At 65.3% G+C, this 23394-nt stretch carries 21 protein-coding genes; 14 read left to right on the top strand and 7 right to left on the bottom strand.

Translation table 11 applies throughout. The features are described from left to right. Positions 1–162 precede the first annotated feature (162 nt). Together CA833_RS05485 and ppa are read left to right on the top strand one after the other, a co-directional pair. A complete protein-coding gene (locus CA833_RS05485; RefSeq protein WP_142637070.1) occupies positions 163–2112 on the top strand; it encodes a M61 family metallopeptidase in 1950 nt (649 codons plus the stop codon). 280 nt (positions 2113–2392) lie between these two features. Further along, positions 2393–2938 carry an inorganic diphosphatase gene (ppa, locus tag CA833_RS05480; protein WP_142637072.1) on the top strand — a complete coding sequence of 182 codons (546 nt, stop codon included), beginning with the start codon at positions 2393–2395 and terminating at the stop codon, positions 2936–2938. Between the two features lie 108 nt (positions 2939–3046). On the opposite strand, the gene CA833_RS05475 is transcribed toward ppa, so the two are convergent. After that, the gene (locus CA833_RS05475; RefSeq protein ID WP_142637074.1) at positions 3047–3796 is read right to left on the bottom strand and encodes an SDR family NAD(P)-dependent oxidoreductase; all 750 of its coding nucleotides are present in this window, start codon (positions 3794–3796) and stop codon (positions 3047–3049) included. Positions 3797–4122: 326 nt separating this feature from the next. Next, positions 4123–5574 carry an NAD-dependent succinate-semialdehyde dehydrogenase gene (locus tag CA833_RS05470; RefSeq protein ID WP_142637076.1) on the bottom strand — a complete coding sequence of 484 codons (1452 nt, stop codon included), beginning with the start codon at positions 5572–5574 and terminating at the stop codon, positions 4123–4125. A 239-nt stretch (positions 5575–5813) separates the two neighbouring features. Here CA833_RS05470 and CA833_RS05465 point away from each other — a divergent pair, with 239 nt between their 5' ends. The 6 genes from CA833_RS05465 to CA833_RS05440 all read left to right on the top strand — a co-directional run bounded on the left by CA833_RS05465 (position 5814) and on the right by CA833_RS05440 (position 13457). After that, positions 5814–6164, top strand: coding sequence for a hypothetical protein (locus CA833_RS05465; RefSeq protein ID WP_207079472.1), 351 nt, complete (start codon positions 5814–5816; stop codon positions 6162–6164). A 130-nt stretch (positions 6165–6294) separates the two neighbouring features. Further along, positions 6295–7326 carry a DUF2889 domain-containing protein gene (locus CA833_RS05460; RefSeq protein WP_207079471.1) on the top strand — a complete coding sequence of 344 codons (1032 nt, stop codon included), beginning with the start codon at positions 6295–6297 and terminating at the stop codon, positions 7324–7326. 230 nt (positions 7327–7556) lie between these two features. After that, positions 7557–11027 (top strand): indolepyruvate ferredoxin oxidoreductase family protein, encoded by a 3471-nt coding sequence (locus CA833_RS05455; RefSeq protein ID WP_207079470.1) that lies wholly within the window; start codon positions 7557–7559, stop codon positions 11025–11027. A 110-nt stretch (positions 11028–11137) separates the two neighbouring features. Further along, positions 11138–11953 (top strand): SDR family oxidoreductase, encoded by an 816-nt coding sequence (locus CA833_RS05450; protein ID WP_142637085.1) that lies wholly within the window; start codon positions 11138–11140, stop codon positions 11951–11953. Beyond that, positions 11950–12453, top strand: a complete 504-nt coding sequence (locus tag CA833_RS05445) for a nuclear transport factor 2 family protein (RefSeq protein ID WP_242526282.1) — start codon at positions 11950–11952, stop codon at positions 12451–12453. Before CA833_RS05450 ends, CA833_RS05445 begins: the two co-directional genes overlap by 4 nt. Continuing rightward, positions 12450–13457, top strand: coding sequence for an LLM class flavin-dependent oxidoreductase (locus tag CA833_RS05440; protein ID WP_242526281.1), 1008 nt, complete (start codon positions 12450–12452; stop codon positions 13455–13457). The genes CA833_RS05445 and CA833_RS05440 overlap by 4 nt, the downstream gene beginning before the upstream one ends. 204 nt (positions 13458–13661) lie before the next feature. Here CA833_RS05440 and CA833_RS05435 read toward each other — a convergent pair whose 3' ends face one another. Then, positions 13662–14525 (bottom strand): LysR family transcriptional regulator, encoded by an 864-nt coding sequence (locus tag CA833_RS05435; RefSeq protein ID WP_207079469.1) that lies wholly within the window; start codon positions 14523–14525, stop codon positions 13662–13664. A gap of 125 nt (positions 14526–14650) precedes the next feature. Here CA833_RS05435 and CA833_RS05430 point away from each other — a divergent pair, with 125 nt between their 5' ends. The 5 genes from CA833_RS05430 (at position 14651) to CA833_RS05410 (ending at position 19950) form a co-directional block, all read left to right on the top strand. Continuing rightward, a complete protein-coding gene (locus CA833_RS05430) occupies positions 14651–16252 on the top strand; it encodes a carboxyl transferase domain-containing protein (RefSeq protein ID WP_207079468.1) in 1602 nt (533 codons plus the stop codon). Positions 16253–16257: 5 nt separating this feature from the next. Next, positions 16258–16569, top strand: a complete 312-nt coding sequence (locus CA833_RS05425) for a DUF3088 family protein (protein WP_142637091.1) — start codon at positions 16258–16260, stop codon at positions 16567–16569. After that, the gene (locus CA833_RS05420) at positions 16566–18407 is read left to right on the top strand and encodes an acetyl/propionyl/methylcrotonyl-CoA carboxylase subunit alpha (RefSeq protein WP_207079466.1); all 1842 of its coding nucleotides are present in this window, start codon (positions 16566–16568) and stop codon (positions 18405–18407) included. The genes CA833_RS05425 and CA833_RS05420 overlap by 4 nt, the downstream gene beginning before the upstream one ends. Then, complete coding sequence (locus tag CA833_RS05415) at positions 18407–18859, top strand: MaoC family dehydratase (RefSeq protein ID WP_207079465.1); 453 nt, start codon at positions 18407–18409, stop codon at positions 18857–18859. Before CA833_RS05420 ends, CA833_RS05415 begins: the two co-directional genes overlap by 1 nt. Before the next feature lie 674 nt (positions 18860–19533). Next, complete coding sequence (locus tag CA833_RS05410) at positions 19534–19950, top strand: hypothetical protein (protein WP_207079464.1); 417 nt, start codon at positions 19534–19536, stop codon at positions 19948–19950. A 125-nt stretch (positions 19951–20075) separates the two neighbouring features. Here CA833_RS05410 and CA833_RS05405 read toward each other — a convergent pair whose 3' ends face one another. The 3 genes from CA833_RS05405 to CA833_RS05395 form a co-directional block, all read right to left on the bottom strand. Further along, positions 20076–20315 carry a hypothetical protein gene (locus CA833_RS05405; RefSeq protein WP_242526280.1) on the bottom strand — a complete coding sequence of 80 codons (240 nt, stop codon included), beginning with the start codon at positions 20313–20315 and terminating at the stop codon, positions 20076–20078. Positions 20316–20899: 584 nt separating this feature from the next. Beyond that, positions 20900–21337: a hypothetical protein gene (locus tag CA833_RS05400; protein WP_242526279.1), complete on the bottom strand. Its 438-nt coding sequence runs from the start codon at positions 21335–21337 to the stop codon at positions 20900–20902. Positions 21338–21529: 192 nt separating this feature from the next. Beyond that, positions 21530–22252, bottom strand: coding sequence for an alpha/beta fold hydrolase (locus tag CA833_RS05395; protein WP_207079461.1), 723 nt, complete (start codon positions 22250–22252; stop codon positions 21530–21532). Positions 22253–22338: 86 nt separating this feature from the next. Here CA833_RS05395 and CA833_RS05390 point away from each other — a divergent pair, with 86 nt between their 5' ends. Continuing rightward, positions 22339–22899: a TetR/AcrR family transcriptional regulator gene (locus CA833_RS05390; RefSeq protein WP_207079460.1), complete on the top strand. Its 561-nt coding sequence runs from the start codon at positions 22339–22341 to the stop codon at positions 22897–22899. A 78-nt stretch (positions 22900–22977) separates the two neighbouring features. On the opposite strand, the gene CA833_RS05385 is transcribed toward CA833_RS05390, so the two are convergent. Then, positions 22978–23322 (bottom strand): excalibur calcium-binding domain-containing protein, encoded by a 345-nt coding sequence (locus tag CA833_RS05385; protein ID WP_207079459.1) that lies wholly within the window; start codon positions 23320–23322, stop codon positions 22978–22980. Between the last annotated feature and the right edge of the window lie 72 nt (positions 23323–23394).

The following is a 23394-nucleotide window of genomic DNA, read 5'->3' as shown; positions in this document are numbered from 1 at the left end:
GCCCGATTGCGTCGGCGGGGAAAGTGGCTGCGGTGCGCTCCCGGTCATGGCCGTGCATCATGTCTGTCGGGAATGATCGAAAATTGCCCCGACCTCGGGGCCAGCGCGCCTGCGTGAATTGGATGGTTGCCAAACCCGGCAACAGCCGCAAAGAATGCCGAAATGAAATATCGTAACGCGGTCGTCACGCTCCTCGCCCTTCTTTCCGTCTCCACTCCGGCGCTTGCATCGGCCCAGGAGTCGAATACGCGCACGACGCCGATGGCGCCCGCGTTGCCCGCGCCGCTGCCCGCAGCGCAGGACAAGCCCTATGCGGGCACCATCGCGCTCGACATCGATGCCACCGACACGGTGCACGGCGTCTACCGCGTGACCCAGCAGGTTCCGGTCGCGCCCGGCACCACCAAGCTCACTCTGATCCAGCCGAGCTGGCTGCCCGGCAACCACTCGCCCACCGGTCCTTTCGCGCTGCTGGCGCAGATCCACTTCTTTGCCGATGGCAAGGAGATCAAGTGGGAGCGTGACACCGTTGCCGTGAATGCCTTCCATCTCGCGCTGCCCGCGGGCACGACGATGGTCACCGCGCAGTTCGTCCACACTTCGCCGGTGCAGTCGAGGGAAGGCCGCATCAGCATGACGCAGGAAATGCTGAACCTGCAGTGGGAAAAGATGAGCCTCTACCCGGCGGGCTATTACACCCGCGGCATCACCTACAAGCCGACCGTGAAGTTCCCGGCGGGCTGGACCGTCTACACCGCGCTCGACGGCAAGAGCCAGCAGGGCGACACGGTGACGTGGAACCCGATCGACTACGAACGTCTCGTCGATTCGCCGATCTTTGCAGGCAAGTACGCGCAGCGCTGGGATCTCGGCCACGGCGTCAGCATGGACGTGGTCGCGGATGAGCCCAAGCTGCTCGGCATCAAGCCCGAGAACATGGAGACCTACCGCAATCTCGTCTCGCAGGCCTTGTTCACCTTCGGCGCGCGCCACTTCGACCACTACGACTTCCTGCTGGGCCTGACCGACCGCATGGGCGGCATCGGCCTCGAACATCACCGTTCGAGCGAGAACCAGATGGAGCCCAAGGTCTGGACCGACTGGGACAAGATGGAATGGGATCGCAACGTGATCCCGCACGAGTTCACGCATAGCTGGAACGGCAAGTACCGCCGCCCCGCCGACCTGTGGACGCCGGACTACCAGCAGCCGATGCAGAACACGCTGCTCTGGGTCTACGAAGGCCAGACCCAGTTCTGGGGCTATATCCTCGCCGCGCGCTCGGGTGTGCAGTCCAAGCAGACCATCCTCGACACGCTGGCCGGCGCCGTCGCGCGCTATGCCGAGGCGACGCCGGGCCGCGGCTGGCGTTCGGTGGAAGACACCACGCATGCGCCGATCCTCAACATGCGCCGTCCGCTGCCGTACAGCTCTGTCACCCGCAACGAGGACTATTACGTCGAAGGCGCGCTGACCTGGCTCGAAGCGGACCAGATCATCCGTCAGGGCACGAAGGGCGCAAAGGGGCTCGACGACTTCGCCAAGGCCTTCTTCGGCGTGCGTGACGGCGACTGGGGCGAACTGACCTACGATTTCGACGAAGTCGTGAAGACGCTGAACGGTGTCTACCCCTATGACTGGGCCACTTTCCTCAAGACCCGCATTTACGACACCAATCAGCCCGCGCCCACCAAGGGTATCGAGATGGCCGGTTACAAGCTGGTCTGGAAGGATACGCAGAACGGCTACGAAAAGGGCATCGGCGATTCGCGCAAGTCGCTCGACCTCAGCTATTCGCTGGGCGTGTCGCTCGACAACGAGGGCACCGTCACCGCTTCGGTGTGGGATAGCGTGGGCTACAACGCCGGTCTCGTTGGCGGCGTGAAGGTCGTGGCGGTGAACGGCAAGGCCTACAGCGGCGAAGCGATCAAGGACGCGATCACCGCGGCCAAGTCGGCAAAGGAGCCGATCAGCCTGCTCGTGAAGCGTGGCGATGCTTTCAACACCGTCGCCGTCGATTACCACGGCGGCCTGCGGTTCCCCTGGCTGGAAAGCACCACGCCGGGCAAGGCCAACGGGCTCGACCGCCTGCTGGCGCCGCGCACCAGGTAAGCCTGCATCTGGCATGATTGCGAGCGGGGCCGGACTTCACAGTCCGGCCCCGTTTTTGTGACCGTAAAGGACCAAACGGCTCGTCTGGACCGTGGACATGGCCGAGGCAAGTCCGACCAATGTCGTGTATCGCGGCCGCAGCGGAGCCGCGATCCTTCCATTGCACGTGCGAGAAGGCGGTTGCGATGAATTAACCGTACCGCTAAGCCCCGCCGTCAAAGTTCTACGCGGCGCGCGTTCTGTGACGCCGCTCAAATCGTGCCCGTTGAAAAGGACCAACATGCGCATCGACATGATCCCTGTCGGCAAGAACCCGCCGGAGAGCCTGAACGTCATCATCGAGGTTCCCGTTGGCGGTGAGCCGGTAAAGTACGAATTCGACAAGGATTCGGGCGCGCTGTTCGTGGATCGCATCCTGCACACGCCGATGCGCTATCCGGCCAACTACGGCTTCGTGCCGCACACCCTCTCGCCCGATGGCGACCCGCTCGACGCACTGGTCGTTGCCCGCTCGCCCTTCGTGCCCGGCTCGGTGGTGCGCGTGCGCCCGATCGCGGTGCTGAACCTGGAAGACGAGCACGGCGGCGACGAGAAGCTGGTCTGCGTGCCCGATGACAAGACTTTCCCGTACTACTCGGACGTGTCGGAAAAGGGCGACCTGCCCCCGATCGTGTTCAGCCAGATCGAACACTTCTTTACCCACTACAAGGACCTCGAGGCCGAAAAGTGGGTGCGCATCGGCACCTGGGGCGGCGCTGAGGAAGCCCGCCAGATCGTGATCGAGGCGATCGAGCGCTACGAGGCGGACAAGGCCGCGAAGGCCTGAGCCACTACAAGTTCACACCCCATGTGAAGGAAGGGCCGGTGGAGCGATCCGCCGGCCCTTTTCCATGGGCCCGAGAGCTGATTCTCCTCAGTACGGTGAAGGCCGGGATCAGCTCACCACGCGGCCGCCGTTGACGCCGATGGTCTGCCCGGTGACGTACTGGCTGCGTTCGTCGCAGAGCCAGGCGCAGGCATTGGCGATGTCGTCGGGCTCGCCCATGCGGCGCACCGGGATGGCCTGGATCAGCACTTCGGTGGGGACCTGGAAACGCTCGCGATTGGCCTCGGACATGATCGTGCCCATCACCGACCCAGGCGGGATGTTGTTCACGGTGATGCCGTAGGGTCCGAATTCCTGCGCCATCGAGCGGGTCATGGTCACCACGGCGCCCTTCGAGGACGAATAGGGGATCATGTTCACTGCACCGGTCTGCGCGCTGGAGGACGAGATGTTGACGATGCGGCCCCAGCCGGCGTTCTTCATGTCGGGCAGGCATTCCTGCGTCATGATGAACAGGCCGCGCACGTTGACGGCGTAGATGAAGTCCCAGCGCTCGTCGGTCAGTTCCTCGAACGGGGTGAAATCGGTGACGCCGGCGTTGTTGACCAGGATCGAGACCGGGCCCAGCGCCTCGCGCACCTGCTCCACGGCGGCCTTGACGGATGAGCGGCTGGAGACGTCCGCGCCCAGCGCGATGGCGGTGCCGCCGCCTTCGCGAATGGCCTTGACGGTATCGGCGCAGCGCTCGGCATCGAGGTCGAGCACGCCCACGGCTACCCCTTCCTTCGCCAACCGCTTCGCGCATGCCGCGCCGATCCCGGCGGCGGCGCCAGTGACGATGGCAACCTTGTAGGACATTGCTTTCTCCCATGCGGCGCATGGCGCGCCTCGTTGGGAACAGGGCTAAACGGAAAGGGGGCTTGACGGGAAGAGTGAGTTTGAACGTTTGTTCAAATTTCGCGGGGGCGTAGGGGAAGAGAAGAAAGAGAAGGATTCTGGGGGATGATCCCCCAGACCCGCAAAGCGTCTTCGTTGGGCCTCGCCTATCCGTAGTGCGCTCCTTGCGGCGCAGCCAATGCGTCTTCCGACGCAGCCATGGGCGCACAACGCTGTTGGCCCGCGTGACCTAGACGGTATCTGGGGGGGGCAGTGGGGCTATGCTCCCCTGCTTTATCCTTCGTTCTTCAAGCCGGCTTGATACCCATGCAGAGGTATTTCACCTCCATGTAGTCATCGAGGCCGTAGTGCGAACCCTCACGCCCGAGGCCGGACTGCTTGACCCCGCCGAACGGCGCCACTTCGGTGGAGATCAGCCCGGTGTTGATGCCCACCATGCCTGCCTCCAGCGCTTCGGCCACCCGCCAGACGCGGCTGAGGTCGCGGGCGTAGAAGTAGCTCGCCAGGCCGAACTCGGTATCGTTGGCCATGCGGATGGCATCGGCTTCGTCGGTGAAGCGGATCACGCCCGCCAGCGGCCCGAAAGTCTCCTCGCGCGCCAGCTTCATGTCCGGCTTCACGCCCGCCACCACGGTGGGGTTGAAGAACGAGCCGCCGCGTTCGTTGCGCTGGCCGCCCGCCAGTACCTTGGCCCCTCCGGCGATGGCGTCCTGAAGGTGCTCCTCGACCTTCTCGACCGCCTTCTCGTCGATCAGCGGGCCGACTTCGGTGCCCGCGTCCATGCCGTAGCCGACTTTCATGGCCGAGACGCGCTTGGCCAGCTTCTCGACGAATGCGTCGTAGACGCCGTCCTGCACGTAGAAGCGGTTGGTGCACACGCACGTCTGGCCGCCGTTGCGGAACTTGGAGATCATCGCCCCATCGATCGCGGCATCGACATCGGCATCGTCGAACACCAGGAACGGCGCATTCCCGCCCAGTTCCATCGAGGTCTTCTTGATCGTCTCGGCGCATTCGCGCAGCAGGTCGCGGCCGATCTCGGTGGAGCCGGTGAAGGTCAGCTTGGCGACCTTGGGGCTCTGCGTCAGCGCCGAGCCGATCTGCCCGGCGCTGCCGGTCACGACATTGACGACGCCCGCCGGAATGCCCGCCAGTTCGCACAGATGCGCGATGGCGAGCGCGGAATAAGGCGTGGCCGAAGCGGGCTTGATGACGATCGTGCAGCCCGCCGCCAGCGCGGGGCCGAGCTTGCGGGTGATCATCGCATTGGGGAAGTTCCAGGGCGTGATCGCGGCAACGACGCCGACACCCTGCTTGATGACGACGATGCGGCGGTCTGCCGCATGGCCCGGGATGGTGTCGCCATAAGCGCGCTTGGCCTCTTCGGCGAACCATTCGATGAAGCTGGCGCCATAGGCGATCTCGCCGCGCCCTTCGGCCAGCGGCTTGCCCTGTTCGCGGGTGAGCAGTTCGCCGAGGTCGTCCTGATGCTGGATCATCAGGTCGAACAGCCTGCGCATCAGTTTCGAGCGTTCGCCCGCGGTCCTGGCGCGCCATGCGGGAAGCGCGCGCTCGGCAGCCTCGATGGCGCGACCCGTCTCGTCCGCACCCATCTTCGGCACCGTGCCCAGCACCGCGCCGGAGCCGGGGTCGGTCACTTCGAACGTCGCCCCGCTATCGGCATCGCACCACTGGCCGTCGATGTAGCACTGCTGACGGAGAAAATCGGTGAAAGCCATGGTCGTGCAGGTCCTTGCTGGTTGCGTGCGCGCCACATTCCTGAGGCTGCGGGCTGCCGCGGAGATAGGCAGCACGGGATAGCGAGGCAACCGCCGGCGGGCCGTCCGGTTCCAGCCAGCGCCCTCGCGATTGACGCGGCCCATTTGCGCCGACAGTCTTTTTTCGAAAAGAAATTCGCAAAAGTGAATTATCTCGGAGTGGGCCGCAGGATGACGCAGGTTTCATTGACGGCGCGTTCGTGGCCCGGCAGGGCTCGGCGTTCAAGGTGCTCGGTCCGTCCGAAGAGAGCGTCGCCGCGCGGATCACCGGGCTTTCCCTTGGACAGCTGGAGCAGGCTATCGAGATCGCGGATTGGGGCATTCGCGTGCATCCGCTCATCCGCTTCGCCCTCGACGAAAAGCGCCTCTCCGGTGTGACCCAAGTTCACCTCGGCGAGGTCATATACGGGCTGACGGTCAGCGAAGTCGTCGGCTCCAATCACCCCAATTACGTGGTGGGGAGGCTTGTTGATGACCGCACCGGCTGGCGCGAATGTGCCGTTGTCGCGCCGGACAAGGCCGATGGGCGACGGGCGCATCCGTTGTCCTGAAGCCGAGGTCGAAGGGCTGGGTGCTGCCGCCGGGGCTTTCGCCGGGGTGTTTTCTGGCAACACCCATCTAGGCAAGCTGCTGGTGAAGGTGTCAGGCTGACCGGCGAAAACACAATCGCAGGATGCCACCATGACGGTTCATTACCCGCCGCCGCCGCGCCAGACCGCCAATCCCGCTCCGCTGCGCTCGGCGAACTCGCTGCGCCGTACTTCCAGCATAGATGTCGCCTGGCCCGATGGCGTGGATGGGCAGCGCCTCTTTGTCGGCCGCGCGCGCGATTATCTGACCGGGCCGGACGGGCACGGCTGCACGCTCGCCACGGGCGAATTCTCGCTGCGGATGAGCGAGGACAAGACGATCACCCGGATTGCCGCCGAGCCTGCGCCGACGAGCATCGGTCAGCTTGTCGGCGCGCGGGCGGGCGGGCACTTGCGCATGGCGCTGCGCGAGATCATGCCCGAACTGATTGTCCGGGCTGATCCGCTCTACCTCGTGCTCGACGACCTTTCGGGCACCGCGCTGGTTTCGTCGTTTGCCTGGGGCCAATGGTTTCCCGAGCGGATGGAACTGCTCAAGAAGCGGCTGGGCGGGAGCGGCGAGGACAACCCGGTGCTGGCCCAGCGCGTCAATGTCTGTTGGGGGCTTACCGAGGGCAACAGCGGGGTTACCGGAGGCGCGGCGCTGGAAAACGTGACGGACGCGGACGCCGGGCATCTGCGCAATCCGGCCGATCCTGAAGGCTGGCACGCGTTTCTTGAACACGATGGCCCCGGGTTTCGCCGCGCTCGTCGCATCGATGTGACGCTGGACAGGAGCGGAGGGAACGGCGGCCTGATCCGTATCGCCTCTGCCTTTCAGGACAGCGCTAGGCTGCGCGACGGCGGCCGCGTCGCCATCCATGAATACAACCTTGGCGCGACCGTCGATGCGGAAACACTGGAAGTGCTGGCCCTCGAGCCCGAAGCGCGGATTCTCCCGTTCCGTGAGTGTCCCGGTGCGGTTCGTAACGTTGCGCGCCTTGTCGGGCGTAACCTTGGCCAGGTTCGCGAGGATGTGCTTGAAATGCTGCGTGGCCCGGAAGGCTGCACCCACCTCAACGACGCCCTGCGCGCACTGGCGGATGTGCCAAGGCTGGTCGAGGCACTGCGCCAGTCGGCGTGAAGGGCAGGGAAAGGTGCCGGTGCCGTTCGACAAGCTCAGGGGATTCCCCGGGCCCGCAAAATGTCTTTGTCGCGCTCAAACCATCCGTGACGGGCTCCCCTGCCTGAGTCCTATCCTCGCCCCCAACCGCACCCCCAATTGACCCCGACTGCGCACCGTGCGCTCCCTGCTTGCACCCCCGCGCGCCATCTGGAAGGCCGCGAGAAAGAACAGGACAGCCGGGGATTCAAGTGACCAGGACGGTCGTTACGCTGGAAGACAAGTACAGGCAGGCCGATGGGCAGGTGGTGCTCGCGGCGCTGCAGGGCGTGGTGCGCCTGCTGATCGATCAAGCGCGACGGGACCGTGCACGGGGCCTCAACACGGCGGGCTATGTCACCGGCTATCGCGGCTCCCCGATCACCACGCTCGATGCGCAGCTCTGGGCCTGCGAAAAGCTGCTGAGCGAACATCGCGTGCGTTTCGAGCCCGGCCTGAACGAGGAACTGGCAGCGACCTCGCTGCGCGGCACCCAGCAGCTGGGTTGGTACGGCAAGCCCCATGTCGATGGGGTCTTTGCGCTCTGGTACGCGAAGGGCGTCGGCGTCGAGCGTGCGGGCGAGGCGATCAAGGCGGCGAACCTGGAAGGCACGCACCCCCGCGGCGGCGCGCTGCTGCTCTGCGGGGACGACCATGCGGCCAAGTCCTCGCTGACCGCCCACCAGTCCGAACACGTGCTGATCACGGCGATGGTCCCGGTGCTTTACCCGGCGACGACCGACGAGATTCTCAGCTTCGGCCAGTTCGGCTGGGCGCTGTCGCGGGCCAGCGGGCTCTATGTGGCGATGAAGGCGGTGACCGACACGCTGGATCTGACCACGACCGTCACGCTGCCTGGGCATGACTTTCCGATCGTCCTGCCGGAGATCGCCGCCGGACCTTCGCCGAACTTGCGCATTGCAATGTCGGCGTTGGAGCAGGAGCGCACGGTGATCGAGCGGCGGCTGCCGATCGTGCCGATGTTCACCGCACTCAACCCGGTCGACCGCGTCAGTCATGCTGCATCCGGAGCGCGGCTGACGGTGGTGAGTGCGGGCAAGGCCTGGCTCGATCTCTGCCAGGCGCTGGCAGATCTGGGGCTGGACGAGGAGGGATGTGCGGCGCTGGGGCTCAGGGTCGTCAAGCTTGGTCTTGTCTGGCCGCTCGATGCCGTGTTTGTGCGGCAGGCCTGCAGGGGCAGCGCCGAGGTCATGGTGGTGGAGGAAAAGCGGCCCGTCATCGAGGATCAGGTCGCCCGCCTGTTCTATGGCCGTGCCGATGCCCCGGCGCTTTCGGGCAAGACCGCGCCTGATGGCGCTGCGCTGCTCTCGCAAGTGGGCGTGCTTGATGCCTCGGCGGTGCGCCGCGCGCTGCTGGTGCGCATGACGGCGCTCGGCATGCTGCAGCCTCATCTGGCCACGCGCGATGCCATGCTGCGCGTGCGGGAGGACTCCGCCGCAGCGCTCGAACGCACCGCGATCCGCCCCGCCTTCTTCTGCTCGGGGTGTCCTCACAATACCTCGACGCTGGTCCCGGAAGGTTCTGCGGCAATGGGGGCGACCGGATGCCATGGCCTTGCCCATTACATGCCGGAACGCCGTACGATGCAGACGGTGTCGATGGGGCAGGAAGGCATGCCTTGGATTGGCGCGCAGCATTTTGTCGATACACCGCACATGTTCCAGAACCTGGGCGATGGGACTTATACCCATTCCGGACTGCTGACGATCCGCGCGGCGGTGGCGGCAAAGAGCCGGGTGACCTTCAAGATCCTCTACAACGATGCCGTCGCCATGACTGGCGGACAGCCCGCCGAAGGCGCGCTCAGTCCCGAGCAGATCGTGCGTGAACTGGTGGTGGAGGGTGTCCATCCGGTGGTGCTGGTGAGCGAGGACCCGGCGCGCTTTGCTGCATCCGACCTGCCCGCCGGAACCCGGGTGCTGCACCGCGACGAACTGGACGCGGTGCAGCGCAGCTTGCGCGAAATGCCGGGAACCAGTGCCCTCGTTTACGAGCAGACGTGCGCCAACGAGAAGCGCCGCCGCCGCAAGAAGGGGGCCTATCCCGATCCCGACAAGCGTCTCTGGATCAACCCGGCGGTCTGTGAGGGCTGCGGTGACTGTTCGGTGCAGTCGAACTGCCTCTCGGTCGTGCCGGTCGAGACCGAGTTCGGCCGCAAGCGGGCCGTCGACCAGTCGAGCTGCAACAAGGATTTTTCCTGCATCAAGGGTTTTTGCCCGAGCTTTGTCGAGGTCGCGGGCGGTTCGCTCAGAAAGCGCGGCATCGATGATGCTGCACTCACGCGCATGGTGGCGGCCCTGCCCGAACCGGCGGTTGCGGCCATGCCGGGCGGGGCCTCGGCCATCGTGGTGGCGGGGATCGGCGGGACGGGGGTGCTGACGGTCGGCGCGGTGCTGGCGATGGCGGCGCAGCTTGAGGGCAAGGCCGCCAAAGTGCTGGACCAGACCGGCATGGCGCAAAAAGGCGGCGCGGTGGCGAGCCATGTCCGTATCGGCACCGCTGCTGCGGCGATCCCCTCCGCAAGACTGGGGGCGGGCATGGCGGACCTGGTGGTTGCGTGTGATCTGGTCGTGGCTTCCTCGCCCGAAGTGCTGTCGCTGGCGCGGCCCGATACGCGGGTGCTGGCGAACGAGGACGTGGTGCCGACCGGCGAATTCCAGCGTGACCGCAATCTCGATCTTACCGCCAGCCGCTTTCTGCGCGCCATCGGCAAGCGGGTCGATCCGGCGATGATCGCCTCGCTGCGCGCCGGTTCGCTGGCGACGCGGCTCCTTGGGGATTCGATCTTCACCAACCTGATGATGCTGGGTTTCGCCGCGCAGAAAGGGCTTCTGCCGGTACGACTGGCCTCGGTGGCGGAAGCGGTGCGGTTGAACGGTGTGGCGGTGGGCGCGAACCTGGCCGCGCTGTCGCTGGGAAGGCTGGCGGCAGCGGGCGGGGAGGACCTGTTCGCACTCGCCGATGCGGCGCCCCGGGTGAGCGAATCGCCCCGCGATCTGGCGGCCGTGACGGCCAGCTATGCACGCCTGCTGACCGATTGGCAGAACGCGGCCCACGCTGCGGACTATCTCCGGTTTCTTGACGAAATTGCAGACGTGCTGGCGGCGCGGGGGCTGGCGCAGAGTGAGCCTCTGCTGCGCGAGATCGCATGCCAGCTGGGCCGGCTGATGAGCTACAAGGACGAATACGAAGTGGCCCGCCTCTACAGCGCACCGGCCTTCCGCGCGGGGCTGGCGGACACGTTCGATGGCAAGCTTCGCCTCAGGCTGCACCTTGCCCCGCCGCTTCTGGCCTTGCGCAAGGACCGCAAGACCGGGCGCCCGCGCAAGATCGCCTTTGGCAGCTGGATCCTGCCGGTCTTTGCCTTGCTTGCCAGGGCCAGGCGCCTGCGCGGCACCTGGCTCGATCCCTTCGGTCATACTGCCGAACGCCGCACCGAGCGTGCGCTGATCGGCGAGTACCGTGATCTCGTGCGCGAGATTGCCGCCAAAGTGAGCGTCGTGACCATGCCGCTTGCGATCGAACTGGCGGCAAGGCCTTCGCTGATCGCGGGCTATGGTCCGGTCAAGGAGGCAGGGGTCGCGGCCTATCGTGCAGAAGTCGCGGTGCTGCGGGCGAAGTTGGATGGCGCCCGGCAGGCGCCGCAGCGGGCCTTCGCCTGATGTGACGCCGTGGCGGTATGTACCGCTGAGGATTTGCGCCACATCGCGTTTTCCCGCACCGTTTCGAGGCTTGATGAATGCAGGCCCGCGCCTGCGGGCGGGGAGGATGGATGGAGGCAAAAGAGTTCGCGGCGCGCTACGGCCCCTGGGCACTGGTCGCCGGGGCTTCGGAGGGCACGGGTGCCGAGTTTGCCCGTCAATTGGCTGCCGCCGGCCTGAACCTGATCCTTGTCGCTCGGCGTGAAGCTCCGCTCGAAGCGCTTGCCGATGCGCTTCGGCTTGCCCATGGCATCGCGTGCGTGACGGCTTCGATCGACCTCGCGCGCGAGGATGCCGCCGATGCGCTCATGACGCTGGCGGAAGGGCGCGAAACCGGACTGCTGGTGCTGAATGCCGGGGCCGATCCCAATGGCGCGCTGTTCCTCGATACGCCGCTGGACAACTGGAACCTGCTCGCTGCGCGCAATGTCATGACAACGATGCAGGCACTCTACCGGTTTGCCGGGCCGATGCGTGCGCGCCGGCGCGGCGGATTGCTCGTGGTGGGCTCCGGGGCCTGCTACGGCGGCTTGCCGGGGATTGGCGTCTATGCGGCGAGCAAGGCGTTCGACCTGGTGCTGTGCGAGGCGCTCTGGGCGGAACTGGAGCCATACGGCGTCGACGTCCTGAGTTATGTGATCGGCCGTACCGACACGCCTGCTCACCGCGAACTCATGGCTGCGCGCGGCATGGCGATGCCGGAAGGCCTGGCGGACCCGGCGAACGTCGCGCGCCTCGGTCTGGAGCGCCTGCCCCACGGGCCGGTCTGCAATTGGGGCGAGGCCGATGATGCTGCGGGCATGTCCGCGACATCGGCGGCGCAGCGGCGCGAGCGGATCCGGCATGTCGCGGCAATCTCTGCTGCTTATGCGGGCGCCGCGCGGTGAAGGAATTGCTGGAAGAACTGGCGGATCGGCAGGCGATTGCCGACCAGATCCATCGCTATTGCCGCAGCGTGGACCGCCTCGATGTCGCGCTCGGGTATACGGTGTTTCACGAGGATGCAGAGGCCGACTACAGCGAGCAGGGCTATCGCGGCAGCGGACGCGGTGCGATCGACTGGATCTGCGCGGCACACGCGGACCTGCTCCACCATATGCATCAGGCTGGCAACGTGCTGATCGAACTCGACGGAGATCGTGCCGGCAGCGAGACCTACGTCACCGCCACGCTGCGCATGGCACGTGAGGGCAAGGTCATGCAGATCGAGATCCATGCGCGCTACTGCGACCGTTGGTCGAAGCGCGGTGGCCACTGGGCGATCGATCGCCGCGAGGCGGTGATCGAGTTCGATGCCATCCGCGAAGTCACCCCGATGAAGAGCCATGCCCACGCACGCAGGGACCGCGGGGATCCCTCTTATGCCGCACTGGAGATCAGGCCGTGAATGCCATTCGTATCAACGTCTCATTCGACATGCGCTCGCCGGGCTGGGCAACGCCGACGCACGAACTGTACCGCGCGGCTGTCGAGATGGCCGCCTTTGTCGACAGGATCGGGGCCGACCAGATCGGGCTGATGCAGCATCACGGCTCCGAGGACGGGTACCTGCCGCAGCCTTTCACGCTGGCGGCCGGCATGGCGGCGGTGACCAGCCGTATCCGTTTCATGCTCGGCGCGGTGGTGCTGCCGCTGCACGATCCGGTCGAATTGGCCGAGCAGATCGCGATTGTCGACCAGATGTCGAACGGACGGCTCAATGTCATTTTCGGCGCCGGTTATGTGCCGTCCGAATTCGCCATGTTCCGCAAGTCCCTGAAGGACCGGGCGCGGTTGATGGACGAAGGGCTGGAGGTGATCCTGCGCGCGCTGCGGGGCGAAAGGTTCGAGTTCGACGGTCGCCCGATCTACGTCCGTCCGCTTCCGGTGCAGGCACCGGAGGACATCGTCATGGTCGGCGGCGGGGTGCCTGCATCGGCCAGGCGCGCGGCGAAGTTCGGCGTCGGCTTCGGGCCGATGAAACCCGAACTCGTCGACCTCTACCTTGCCGAATGCGAGCGGCTCGGCCACGCGCCGCGCACCCATTTCCGCCCGACGCCGGGGATGCCGCTGGCAGTCCATCTTTGCGAGGACCCCGATGCGGGCTGGGAAGCCATCGCGCCCCACGCGGTCCATGTCATTACCGAATATGCCAAGTGGGCCGAGCAGGAAGGCGATGGTTCGAACTCGCCGTTCAAGGGCCTTACCGATCCGGCGGTGCTGCGCCAGGCGGGCATGTTTGCAGTCTGGACGCCGGATCAGCTCGTCGAGAAAGTGCGCAGCATGGGCGGCGTGGGCCATGTCGGCTTCCAGCCTTTGCTGGGCGGACTTTCACCCGAGGAGGGGTGGAAAAGCCTCAAGCTGTTGGAAGCGACGATGCCGCGACTGAAGGTGGTTGCGGCTGAAGTTTGAAGGCAGGAAAGAAGTCCTGGGGCCCTTCGACCAGCTCAGGAGATCCCCCAGACCCGCAGAATGTCTTCGCCGCGCGCCACCTAGCCGGAGTGCGCCCCTTGCGGCGCAGCCAATATGTCTCCCGACGCCGGCATGAGCGCGCAACGCGGTTGGTCCGCGTAACCTAGACGATATTGGGGGTGCAGGGGGGCTATGCTCCCCTGCTTATTCCTTTTCTTCCCGATACAGCCGGCGCAAAATCTCCAGAAAAGCGCTCCGTCTCGCGCTCCCGGCGTGCAGCAGTCCCACCTCGCGCGTGAGTTCGAAATCGCGCACCGGCACGAACTGCACCGAGCCATCGGCGAACCCCTCCGGCATCATCCCGACCCCGGCGCCGCTGCGGATCACCGAGAGGACGCGCTCGTCGCTGGTGGTCTTGAGCACGAAGCGCGGGCGGACGCCGCGCTGGGTGAAGAAGCGGTTGATCTCCGGCAGGGCCTCGCAGTGGCGGCGCAGCGCCATGCGGTCCCTCGCGAGTTGTTCGGCGAGAATTTCGCGCTCGGCGGCCAGGGGATGGTCGGGCGGCAGTACCATCATGTAGCGTTCGCGGGCGAGGACCTCGGGCTGGTAGCGCGCGTGGTGGGGGCGAACGACCGTAAGGGCCACGTCGATCCGCCCGCGCTCCAGTCGCTCGGCAAGATCGCGCTCGCTGCCGTCGAGCAGTTCGAGCGCTTCGCCGCCGCCCTGTTCGCTATGCTCGGCCAAGGCGCGGCGTATCACGTAGGTCGGAATGGTGCCCAGCACGCCCACGCGCAGCAGGCTTGGTTCGGCGGCCTCGGCCAGTTCGACCAGCGCGTGCTCGTATTCGGCGGCGATGCGGCGGGCGCGGACGAGGAAACGGCTTCCCGCCGGAGTCAGGGCAACGCGCTGGCGATCCCTGTCGAACAGGCGCGCGCCCAGTTCGCGTTCCAGCTTGGCGATCCCGGCGGAAAGCGTCGGCTGGGTGACGCTGACCGCCCGCGCCGCGCGGCTGAAATTGCCGGTTTCGGCCACGGCCAGGAAATAGCGCAGCAGATATTGGTCGATCATAGGTGTCATCTATTACGAAGGGCGGAAACTTTCAATTTCCGCTGACCTTTCGGCTTGTCTACATAAGTGGGGCACATCACTCGAACGTGGGAAGCGGCCTGAGCGGCCCGACCGGAGAAGGAAGCATGAGCGCACCAGTGCTCCAGACCAGCCTGAATCTCGACAGCCCCGAAGCGCTGGCGCGTGATCGCCATAACCGCGCGCTGGTGGCCGAACTGCGCGGGAAAGTCGCCAAGGCGGCGCTCGGCGGGAACGAGAAATCGCGCGAACGCCATGTCGCGCGCGGCAAGCTGCTGCCGCGGGAACGCGTGGAGCGGCTGCTCGATCCCGGCTCGCCATTGCTGGAACTGGGGCAGCTTGCCGCGGAAGGACTCTATGAGGACGACATTCCCGGCGCCGGGCTGATTACCGCCATCGGCACGGTTTCCGGTCGTCAGTGCATGATCGTCTGCAACGATGCCACCGTGAAAGGCGGCACCTATTACCCGATCACCGTGAAGAAGCACGTCCGCGCGCAGGAAATCGCGCAGGAAAACAACCTGCCGTGCATCTACCTTGTCGACAGTGGCGGCGCCAATCTGCCGCATCAGGCCGAGGTGTTTCCCGATCGCGACCACTTCGGCCGCATCTTCTTCAACCAGGCGCAGATGTCCGCGAGGGGCATTCCGCAGGTCGCCTGCGTGATGGGAAGCTGCACCGCCGGCGGCGCCTATGTTCCGGCGATGAGTGACGAGAGCGTGATCGTGAAGGAGCAGGGCACGATCTTCCTCGCCGGGCCGCCGCTGGTGCAGGCGGCGACGGGCGAAGTGATCTCGGCCGAAGACCTTGGCGGCGGCGATCTCCACAGCCGCAAGTCGGGCGTGACCGACCACCTTGCCGATAACGACGAGCATGCGCTGACCATCGTGCGCGATATCGTCAGCCATCTCGGCCCGCTGCACCATCACGATCAACCGCTGCGCGCGCCGCGTCCGCCCAAGTACGACCCGGAAGAACTCTATGCCATCGTGCCGGAGGATGTGCGTGCGCCTTATGATGTGCATGAGGTGATCGCCCGCATCGTCGATGGCAGCGAGTTCCACGAGTTCAAGGCGCTCTACGGCACTACCCTTGTCTGCGGTTTCGCGCATATCCACGGGCAACCAGTGGCGATCCTTGCCAACAACGGCGTGTTGTTCTCGGAGAGCGCGCAGAAGGGCGCGCACTTCATCGAATTGGCCTGCCAGCGCCGCATCCCGCTGCTGTTCCTCCAGAACATTTCCGGCTTCATGGTCGGCGGCAAGTACGAGGCGGAGGGCATCGCCAAGCACGGGGCCAAGCTCGTCACGGCTGTCGCCACCGCCACCGTGCCGAAGATCACCGTGCTGATCGGCGGCTCGTTCGGCGCGGGCAACTATGGCATGTGCGGGCGTGCCTACGATCCGCGTTTCCTGTTCACCTGGCCCAATGCGCGTATCTCGGTGATGGGCGGCGAACAGGCGGCTTCGGTGCTGGCGACTGTCCACCGTGATGCCGCGACGTGGTCGCCAGAGCAGGCGGAGGCGTTCAAGGCGCCGATCCGCCAGAAGTACGAGGATGAGGGCAACCCCTATTACGCCACCGCGCGCCTGTGGGATGACGGCGTGATCGACCCGGCGCAGACCCGCGACGTGCTGGGCCTTGCGCTGGTGGCCTGCCTTGAGGCACCGATCCCCGAGAAACCGCAATTCGGCGTGTTCAGGATGTGATGGCGATGGCCAAGGATACTCTTTTTGTGCTCGATTTCGATTATGCCGATCCGGCTCTCGGCGGCGAGCGCCGATTCTATTGCAAGGATTGCGTGACGGTCGAGGGCCTCCTGGCGCTGTTCCCCGAGCGGGCGGGCAATATCGAGGTTGTCCGTGTCGGCTGGCCGCGCCCGCGCGCGGCGGTGGTCGCCATGCTGGGCGAGGCCAATCAGAACCTCCCCGCGCTTGCCTTTGCCGAGGGCGGTTTCGCGGGCGACATCGAGGGCGTCCTTGCGGCGCTGCATACCCGCCACGGCTTTCCGGAGCGTCATCCATGATCCAGTCGTTGCTCATCGCCAATCGCGGCGAGATTGCCTGCCGCGTCATCCGCACGGCCCGCCAGATGGGTATCCGCACTGTTGCCGTCTATTCCGATGCGGACGCCGATGCGCTGCATGTGCGCGAGGCGGACGAGGCCCTGCATATCGGCCCTTCACCGGCGCGCGAGAGCTATCTTGTCGGTGAGAAGATCCTTGCCGCGGCAAAGGCGACCGGGGCCGAGGCGATCCACCCCGGCTACGGCTTCCTGTCCGAGAATGCCGAGTTCGCGCAGGCGGTGATCGACGCGGGGCTGGTCTGGGTCGGGCCGAACCCGTCCTCGATCACTGCGATGGGCCTGAAGGACGCGGCGAAGAAGCTCATGGCCGAAGCCGGGGTGCCGGTGACGCCGGGCTACATGGGGGCTGACCAGGCCCCTGCCTTCCTGGCCGACGAGGCCGCGAAGATCGGCTATCCGGTGCTGATCAAGGCGGTGGCCGGCGGCGGCGGCAAGGGCATGCGGCTGGTCGAGGCACCGGATGCCTTCATCGACGCGCTGGCCTCGTGCAAGCGCGAGGCGGCGTCCTCGTTCGGCAACGACCATGTGCTGATCGAGAAGTACATCGCCAGCCCGCGCCACATCGAAGTGCAGGTCTTCGGCGACAGCCACGGCAACGTCGTCCACTTGTTCGAGCGTGACTGCTCGCTCCAGCGCCGCCACCAGAAGGTGATCGAGGAAGCCCCCGCCCCCGGCATGGATGCGGCGACGCGCGAGGCGCTTTGCGCCGCCGCCGTGCGTGCGGCCAAGGCGGTGGACTATGTCGGCGCCGGCACCATCGAGTTCATCGCCGACGGTTCGGGCCCGCTTTCGGCCGACCGCATCTGGTTCATGGAAATGAACACGCGCCTGCAGGTCGAGCATCCGGTGACCGAGGAGATCACCGGGGTCGACCTCGTCGAATGGCAATTGCTCGTTGCCAGCGGCCAGCCGCTGCCCAAGGCGCAGCAGGACCTCGAGATCCATGGCTGGGCGATGGAGGCGCGCCTCTATGCCGAGGACCCGGCCAAGGGCTTCCTGCCCAGCATCGGCACGCTCGAACTGCTCGAGTTCGGCGAGGCCGAGGGCGGCCGCATCGACACCGGCGTCTACGAAGGCGCCGAAGTCTCGCCGTTCTACGACCCGATGATTGCCAAGGTCATCGCCTGGGGCGAGGACCGCGACGAGGCGCGCGGGGCGCTGGGCGAGATGCTGGAGGACACCGCCGTCTGGCCGGTGCGCACCAATGCCTCGTTCCTCGTGAAAGCCCTGCAGCATCCCGACTTCGCCGCGGGCAAGGTCGACACCGGCCTGATCGGCCGCGATGGCGAGGCGATGGCCGAGGCGCCCGTGCCCTCGGACGAAGTGCTGGAGGCTGCCGCCAACTCGCTCGTGCCCGTCACCCCGCTCGCCGGTTTCCGCCTCAATGCTGCGCCCGTGCGGTCAGCATGGTTCTCGCTCGACGGCGAGAAGGTGGAGATCGCGCTGACGGGTGAAGGCAGCGAGGAGCCCGAGGCGGCCGTGCTCGTCACCGAGCAGGGCCAGGCCTGGCTGCTCACCCCCTGGCGCCGCGACGGCGTGCATGGCAGCGCCGATGCCTCGGGCGCGATCCTGGCGCCGATGCCGGGCAAGGTGATCGCCGTCGAGGTCGTCCAAGGCCAGACCGTGACCAAGGGCCAGAAGCTGCTCACGCTCGAGGCGATGAAAATGGAGCACACGCTCACCGCGCCGTTTGACGGCACGGTCGCCGAACTCAACGCCGTTGCCGGAGCGCAAGTGCAGGTCGAAACCCTGCTCGCCCGGATCGAGGAGAGCGAATAATGCCCGGCAAGTTTTTCGACGAATGGACCCTCGGCGAGCGCATCTCCCACCAGCCCAGCCGCACCGTTACCGAGACCGACAACCTCCTGTTCTCGGCGATGACGCACAACATGCAGCCGCTCCATCTCGACGCCGAATTTGCGAAGCAGAGCGAGTTCGGCCAGATCCTCGTCAATTCCACTTTCACCTTCAGCCTTGCCGTCGGCCTGTCCATCGCGGACACCACGGTGGGCACGCTCGTCGCCAACCTCGGCTTCGACAAGGTGGTGACGCCCAAGCCCACCTTCATCGGCGATACGCTCACCTGCCATTCCGAAGTGGTCGAAATGCGCGAGAGCAAGTCGCGCCCCACGCAGGGCATCGTCGTGTTCAAGCACGAACTGACCAACCAGCGCGGCGAGATCGCGCTGTCGATGCTGCGCACCGTCCTCCTCAAGAAGCGAGACGCCTGATCCGGCCCGGTTGACACTGTTGACACGGTCCAGAGGAAAAAACCGCCTCCAGGCCGTGAAACGTGTCACCTTGCGGGTTGAACCGTCACCTTATGCGCGAAAAGTGTCACCTTGCGACCGCGCAAGGCGACACTTTCCGCCGGTGCGTGTCACTTTGTGAAGCGCCGCGCCCGCTTTTCCCACCATGTCAAAGATCGTCTCGCGCGGGATCATGGCAGGGCGCGGCGATGTAGGAAAACGCTTTGCGTTTTGAAGGAAGAACAAGGGCAAATGCGAGGGCCATCGCCCTCGCGCTCCCACAACTTGGCGGCGTTGTGGCCAAACACGGCGTCAGGACTGGGTGTGAAGCTGGTGAACAGAGGGCCGGTAGCGGAATGTCGCGTTCGGAGAGGCGCGAGTGAGATAGCTGCCGATTGGGCATGTCGGAAAACATCTTTGAACAGGGGTTCCGACGCATTTTCAATCCGACGAGGTTTTCCATACAATCGCCTCCACGCGAATGCCAAGAAGCGGCGGGCGAGACGTGTTCTGGCGGAATTGCGTGCCTCCTGTACGGAAAACATGTGTTTTTCGACAGGGCAAAACTGATGGTCGGGTTCACCTCAGAGCCGCCGAAAACCCAGCGGCTATGATCTCGATTGTAGGCCTTGGAGTAGCTGCTATGCTGCCCTGCGATGGATAGTAACACGATCATAATTTCTAAGGGCATGGAGCGCGTTTGCGCTGATTTCTCGCAGCAGATTGCCGCCTATGGCTTCACTCAAACGAAAAAGTGCCTTTGGCTAAGGCAGCACGGAAAATACGCTGAAACCATCTATTTCCACAGAAACGGATCATCATACGGTAAGCCGCGAACGCCATCAGTCGACCTCCGTATAATGCTCGGCTTAAGCGCACCAGATGACGCGTCCATAGGTCCGGTGAGCTTAATCAGTGACCATACTCGACGACCAAATGGGTATGCGTATCACCATCGCTTCAATGCACAGACCTGGAGCACCTACGAGCGATGCTTGGAAGAACTTCTTTTGTTTGTTGATGAGATTGCAGTGCCTTGGTTCCGCAAACAGGTGAGCAGTCTGCCGGTTTGAATGGTTTCGAGCTTTATGCCGAAAATCAGGTGTTTTCCGGCATGGCCGGTTTGGGGAGCGTGGCTTCGGGTGCTGAGCGACCGACTAGGGCGCGCAGCCGACCAGTCGCACACGCCCCGTCGAGGTTATTCCGGAAAGCGGTTCTCAACGACATGGAAGTGTTCCTCGTCTGAAAAGCCGCGCCCCACGTCATACAGATAAAGGGTTACGGCACAGGGCTGATCAGTTGCCCAAATCACGGCTTCGTTGACCGAGACTGCTTCGAGGCTTGCGTAATCGACCGTTATTGCAGGATGGCTTTCTGGGGCCTGGTCCGCATCATCGCAACTGTTGTCATGTTCAACTGCTTCCACGATGGCGTTCACTTCTCGCCAACGATATGGGCGTTCACGCCGGTCTATGATGTTCCAAATCATAGACGCTATTTACGGTAGGCGCTTTCGCTTGCAACGTCAGTTTACCACCCATCAGGGCTGCTGAGGAGCTTGGGCGGCGAGGAAAACCGGACGGTCGGCTACCTGTCGCGTGAAATCAGGCGCTCAGCGACTTCGATGGGCGCAAAGACGTCGCCTGCGTGCGCGAGTCCGATGGCATCAGTGTCGAGGGCCCCTGTCTCGCCTTGGAAATCCGCCCCGGAATAGACCTTAGCATGCCGCCCACGAAGGTTTAGCGAGTGCTGCGTTAGATAACCGAAGGCCGGCACGCCACCTGATTACTCCGCCGGCACCGGTCTCGCACCCGCGGTTTCCGCCCGGGGCGAGGCGGCAGGCCTTGACACCCTCCGGGCCGGAACCGCCGCGAGACCCCATGACCCCGACTGGCGGCGCATCCGGTCTTCGTGCGACCCCCCGGATGCGCCGTCCCGTTCACCCATCGCATCATGCACTCGATAGCCCGCGCCAGCCGACGCCGGGCTGGCCAGAGTGGGTGCCAGAGCAGGTCGGCTGCGTCAGTGCAACCGGACGCCCGCGGGCATCGTTAACGTGCTGACGGCCTCATCCTCCCGCTCGGCACCGGCCAGCAGCATCGAGACATAGGCCGCCAGCAGCGCCAGCGCGAGCGTGGAGCCTTCGCAGATCACTTCCTCCGAACCATCCGCCAGCACCAGCGTGGCCAGGCACGAACCGGCGCTCCCGCGCGAGATCATGCAATTGAGGTCCGGCCCCAGGATCGCCAGCACCGCGCTTTCCCCCGCCCCGCAGGCCAGCATCGCGGCGATCGCCGCCGGTTCGAAGGCATGGCCGACCAGCCCGTCGGGATCATGCAGCAGCAGCACCGCCTCGCGAATGCGATCGTGCTCCTCCGCCGGGGCGCTGCCCGCGCAGTCGTGGAGAAAGTCGCGCAGGCGCGCGGTCCATACGTCGGTTTCGGAAACTCGTTCGATCACGGAACTCGCCATCGTTGCTAACCCGGTCCATGCGGATGCGCCAAAGTCCCCAAGTGGGCCCGACTGTCAATCCGCACAAACAACGTGGGCTTTCACCCCGTATCAGGTTGCTACAGCCTCTCCGTTCATCGTGAAACCGGTATTCACGCTTCTGCAGCCGCACTTTCCACGACAACCGCCTCCATTATCGAGTTAATTTTCCAGCCTGGCGATCGCATCGAGTTTTTCGCAGACCCATTCCGGCTCGGTCAGCATAAGATCGTGCCCCGTGTCGATATCCCATACCCGCCCTTGCGAGCGCTCGGTGATTAAGGACATGTCCCGGGTGGGAATGGTTGATGTGCAGATGAGATGGCTCTCCGGAATCGCCCGCATGGCCGATTCGTTGGTGAAGACGATCTTCTGCGCAAAGCATTTCCACGGCTGCCGGGTCAGCCGCGCATCGGTCCAGGCCCCCAGAACCGGATCGATCACGCCGAAAAAGGCGGCAAACCCCGGTGCCGGTTCGAGCACCACCTCGACGCCGTCCACTTGCCGCATCGTCTGGCGGGCCTGATCGATCATCACGAAGGCATGGTCGTGCAGCGATTCGCCGTCGCACGGATAGGCCGCGTCGAGATAGACCCGGTGCCCCACCCGGCCCGGCTGGCGATCCGCCGCCCCGGTGATGACCATGCCGCCATAGCTGTGGCCGACCAGGATCACCTCGCGCAGGTCCTCGTATTCCAGCAGCTGGGCAATATCGTCGATATGGGTGTCGAGATCGATCGCCGGGCCCAGCAGATGCTTGCGATCGCCAAGGCCGCTGAGCGAGGGCGCATGGACCTCATGCCCGAGCGCCCTGAGACCCTGCGCCACCCGCTTGTAGCACCAGCCGCCATGACCGCCGCCGTGCACGAGTACAAATGTCGCCATTTTCGTCCTCTCCCCGCCCTATGTTATCGACTGGTAACTTCAGGCGCCCTTGCCCTTCTGTCAATCCGGGCGATAGCCTCCCGGCGATGGAAGCACCCCCTCCCCCCAGCGGCGCCAGAAATGCCCAAGCCACCCGTGCGCGCATTCTCGATGCCGCCAAGCAGCTGTTTTCGACCAGGGGCTATTCGCATAGCGGCATCCGCGAGATCGCCGCGCGCGCCGGCATCAGTTCGCCGCTGCTCCTGCGCTACTTCGGATCGAAGGCCGGCCTGTTCGAGGCGGCGCTGGACCAGGCCATGACGGTGGACCCGCTGCTCGCGGTTGCGCCCGAAGACTTTGCCCGCCATGTGACCGGGGAACTGCTGGGGCGGGCGGAATCGGTCCAGCCGATGCTGATGATTGCCATGGCCTCGGGCGCGCCGGAAGCCGCCGAGATCGCCGCCCGCGTCTTTGCCCGCCGCTGCATCGCACCGCTCGCCGAGGCGATCGGCGGCGACAGCGGCGCGGTCAAGGCGCTGCAGATCTCGATCCTCTCGATCGGCTTCGTGTTTTTCCTCAGGCACTTGCCGCTGACCGGCTTCGGCGAGAACGAACGCCGACAAGTCGCCGATTGGTTCACCCGCTGCCTCGAGGACTTGCGCGGCTGAGAGACCGTTTGGAAATTCACGAGAAGCGAATTTCGCGGCGCCAGCCCGCAAGGGCATTTTCCGGCCAGACTCCGAGGTCTATTCGCAGGCCACCCCGTCGCCGTCGCGGTCCAGCCCGGCGCGATAACCGGGGCTGCCCCGCCGCAACGGCGCCGCTCCCGCCGCGCGCACGGCCGCGCAATTGGGGTAATAGCCGGAACCGGACAGTGGCATGCGCCGCGCCCGCGATGATGGCGATGACGATGGCGATGACGGGCCCTTCGGCGATGACGAAGCGGCGCTTCGGCCGCCGTGACAATGGTAGCCGCCGGTCTTGCGATTGGTGTGGCACCCGGCGGCATCGAGCCCGCCGGGATGGGCCGCGGCAGGCGCGATCAGCAGCAGGGCCGCAAGACAGGTACAGATCGGGAGCGCCGGAACCATGGCCTCGCCATACCGCAAGCCTTGCAGGAATTTAACCGCAATCAGGCCCGGCCCCGAAAGCCGCCGGACGGT

The sequence above is a fragment of the Novosphingobium sp. KA1 genome, assembly GCF_017309955.1.
GTDB lineage: Bacteria > Pseudomonadota > Alphaproteobacteria > Sphingomonadales > Sphingomonadaceae > Novosphingobium.
This window is presented reverse-complemented; position numbering and strand designations above follow the sequence as displayed.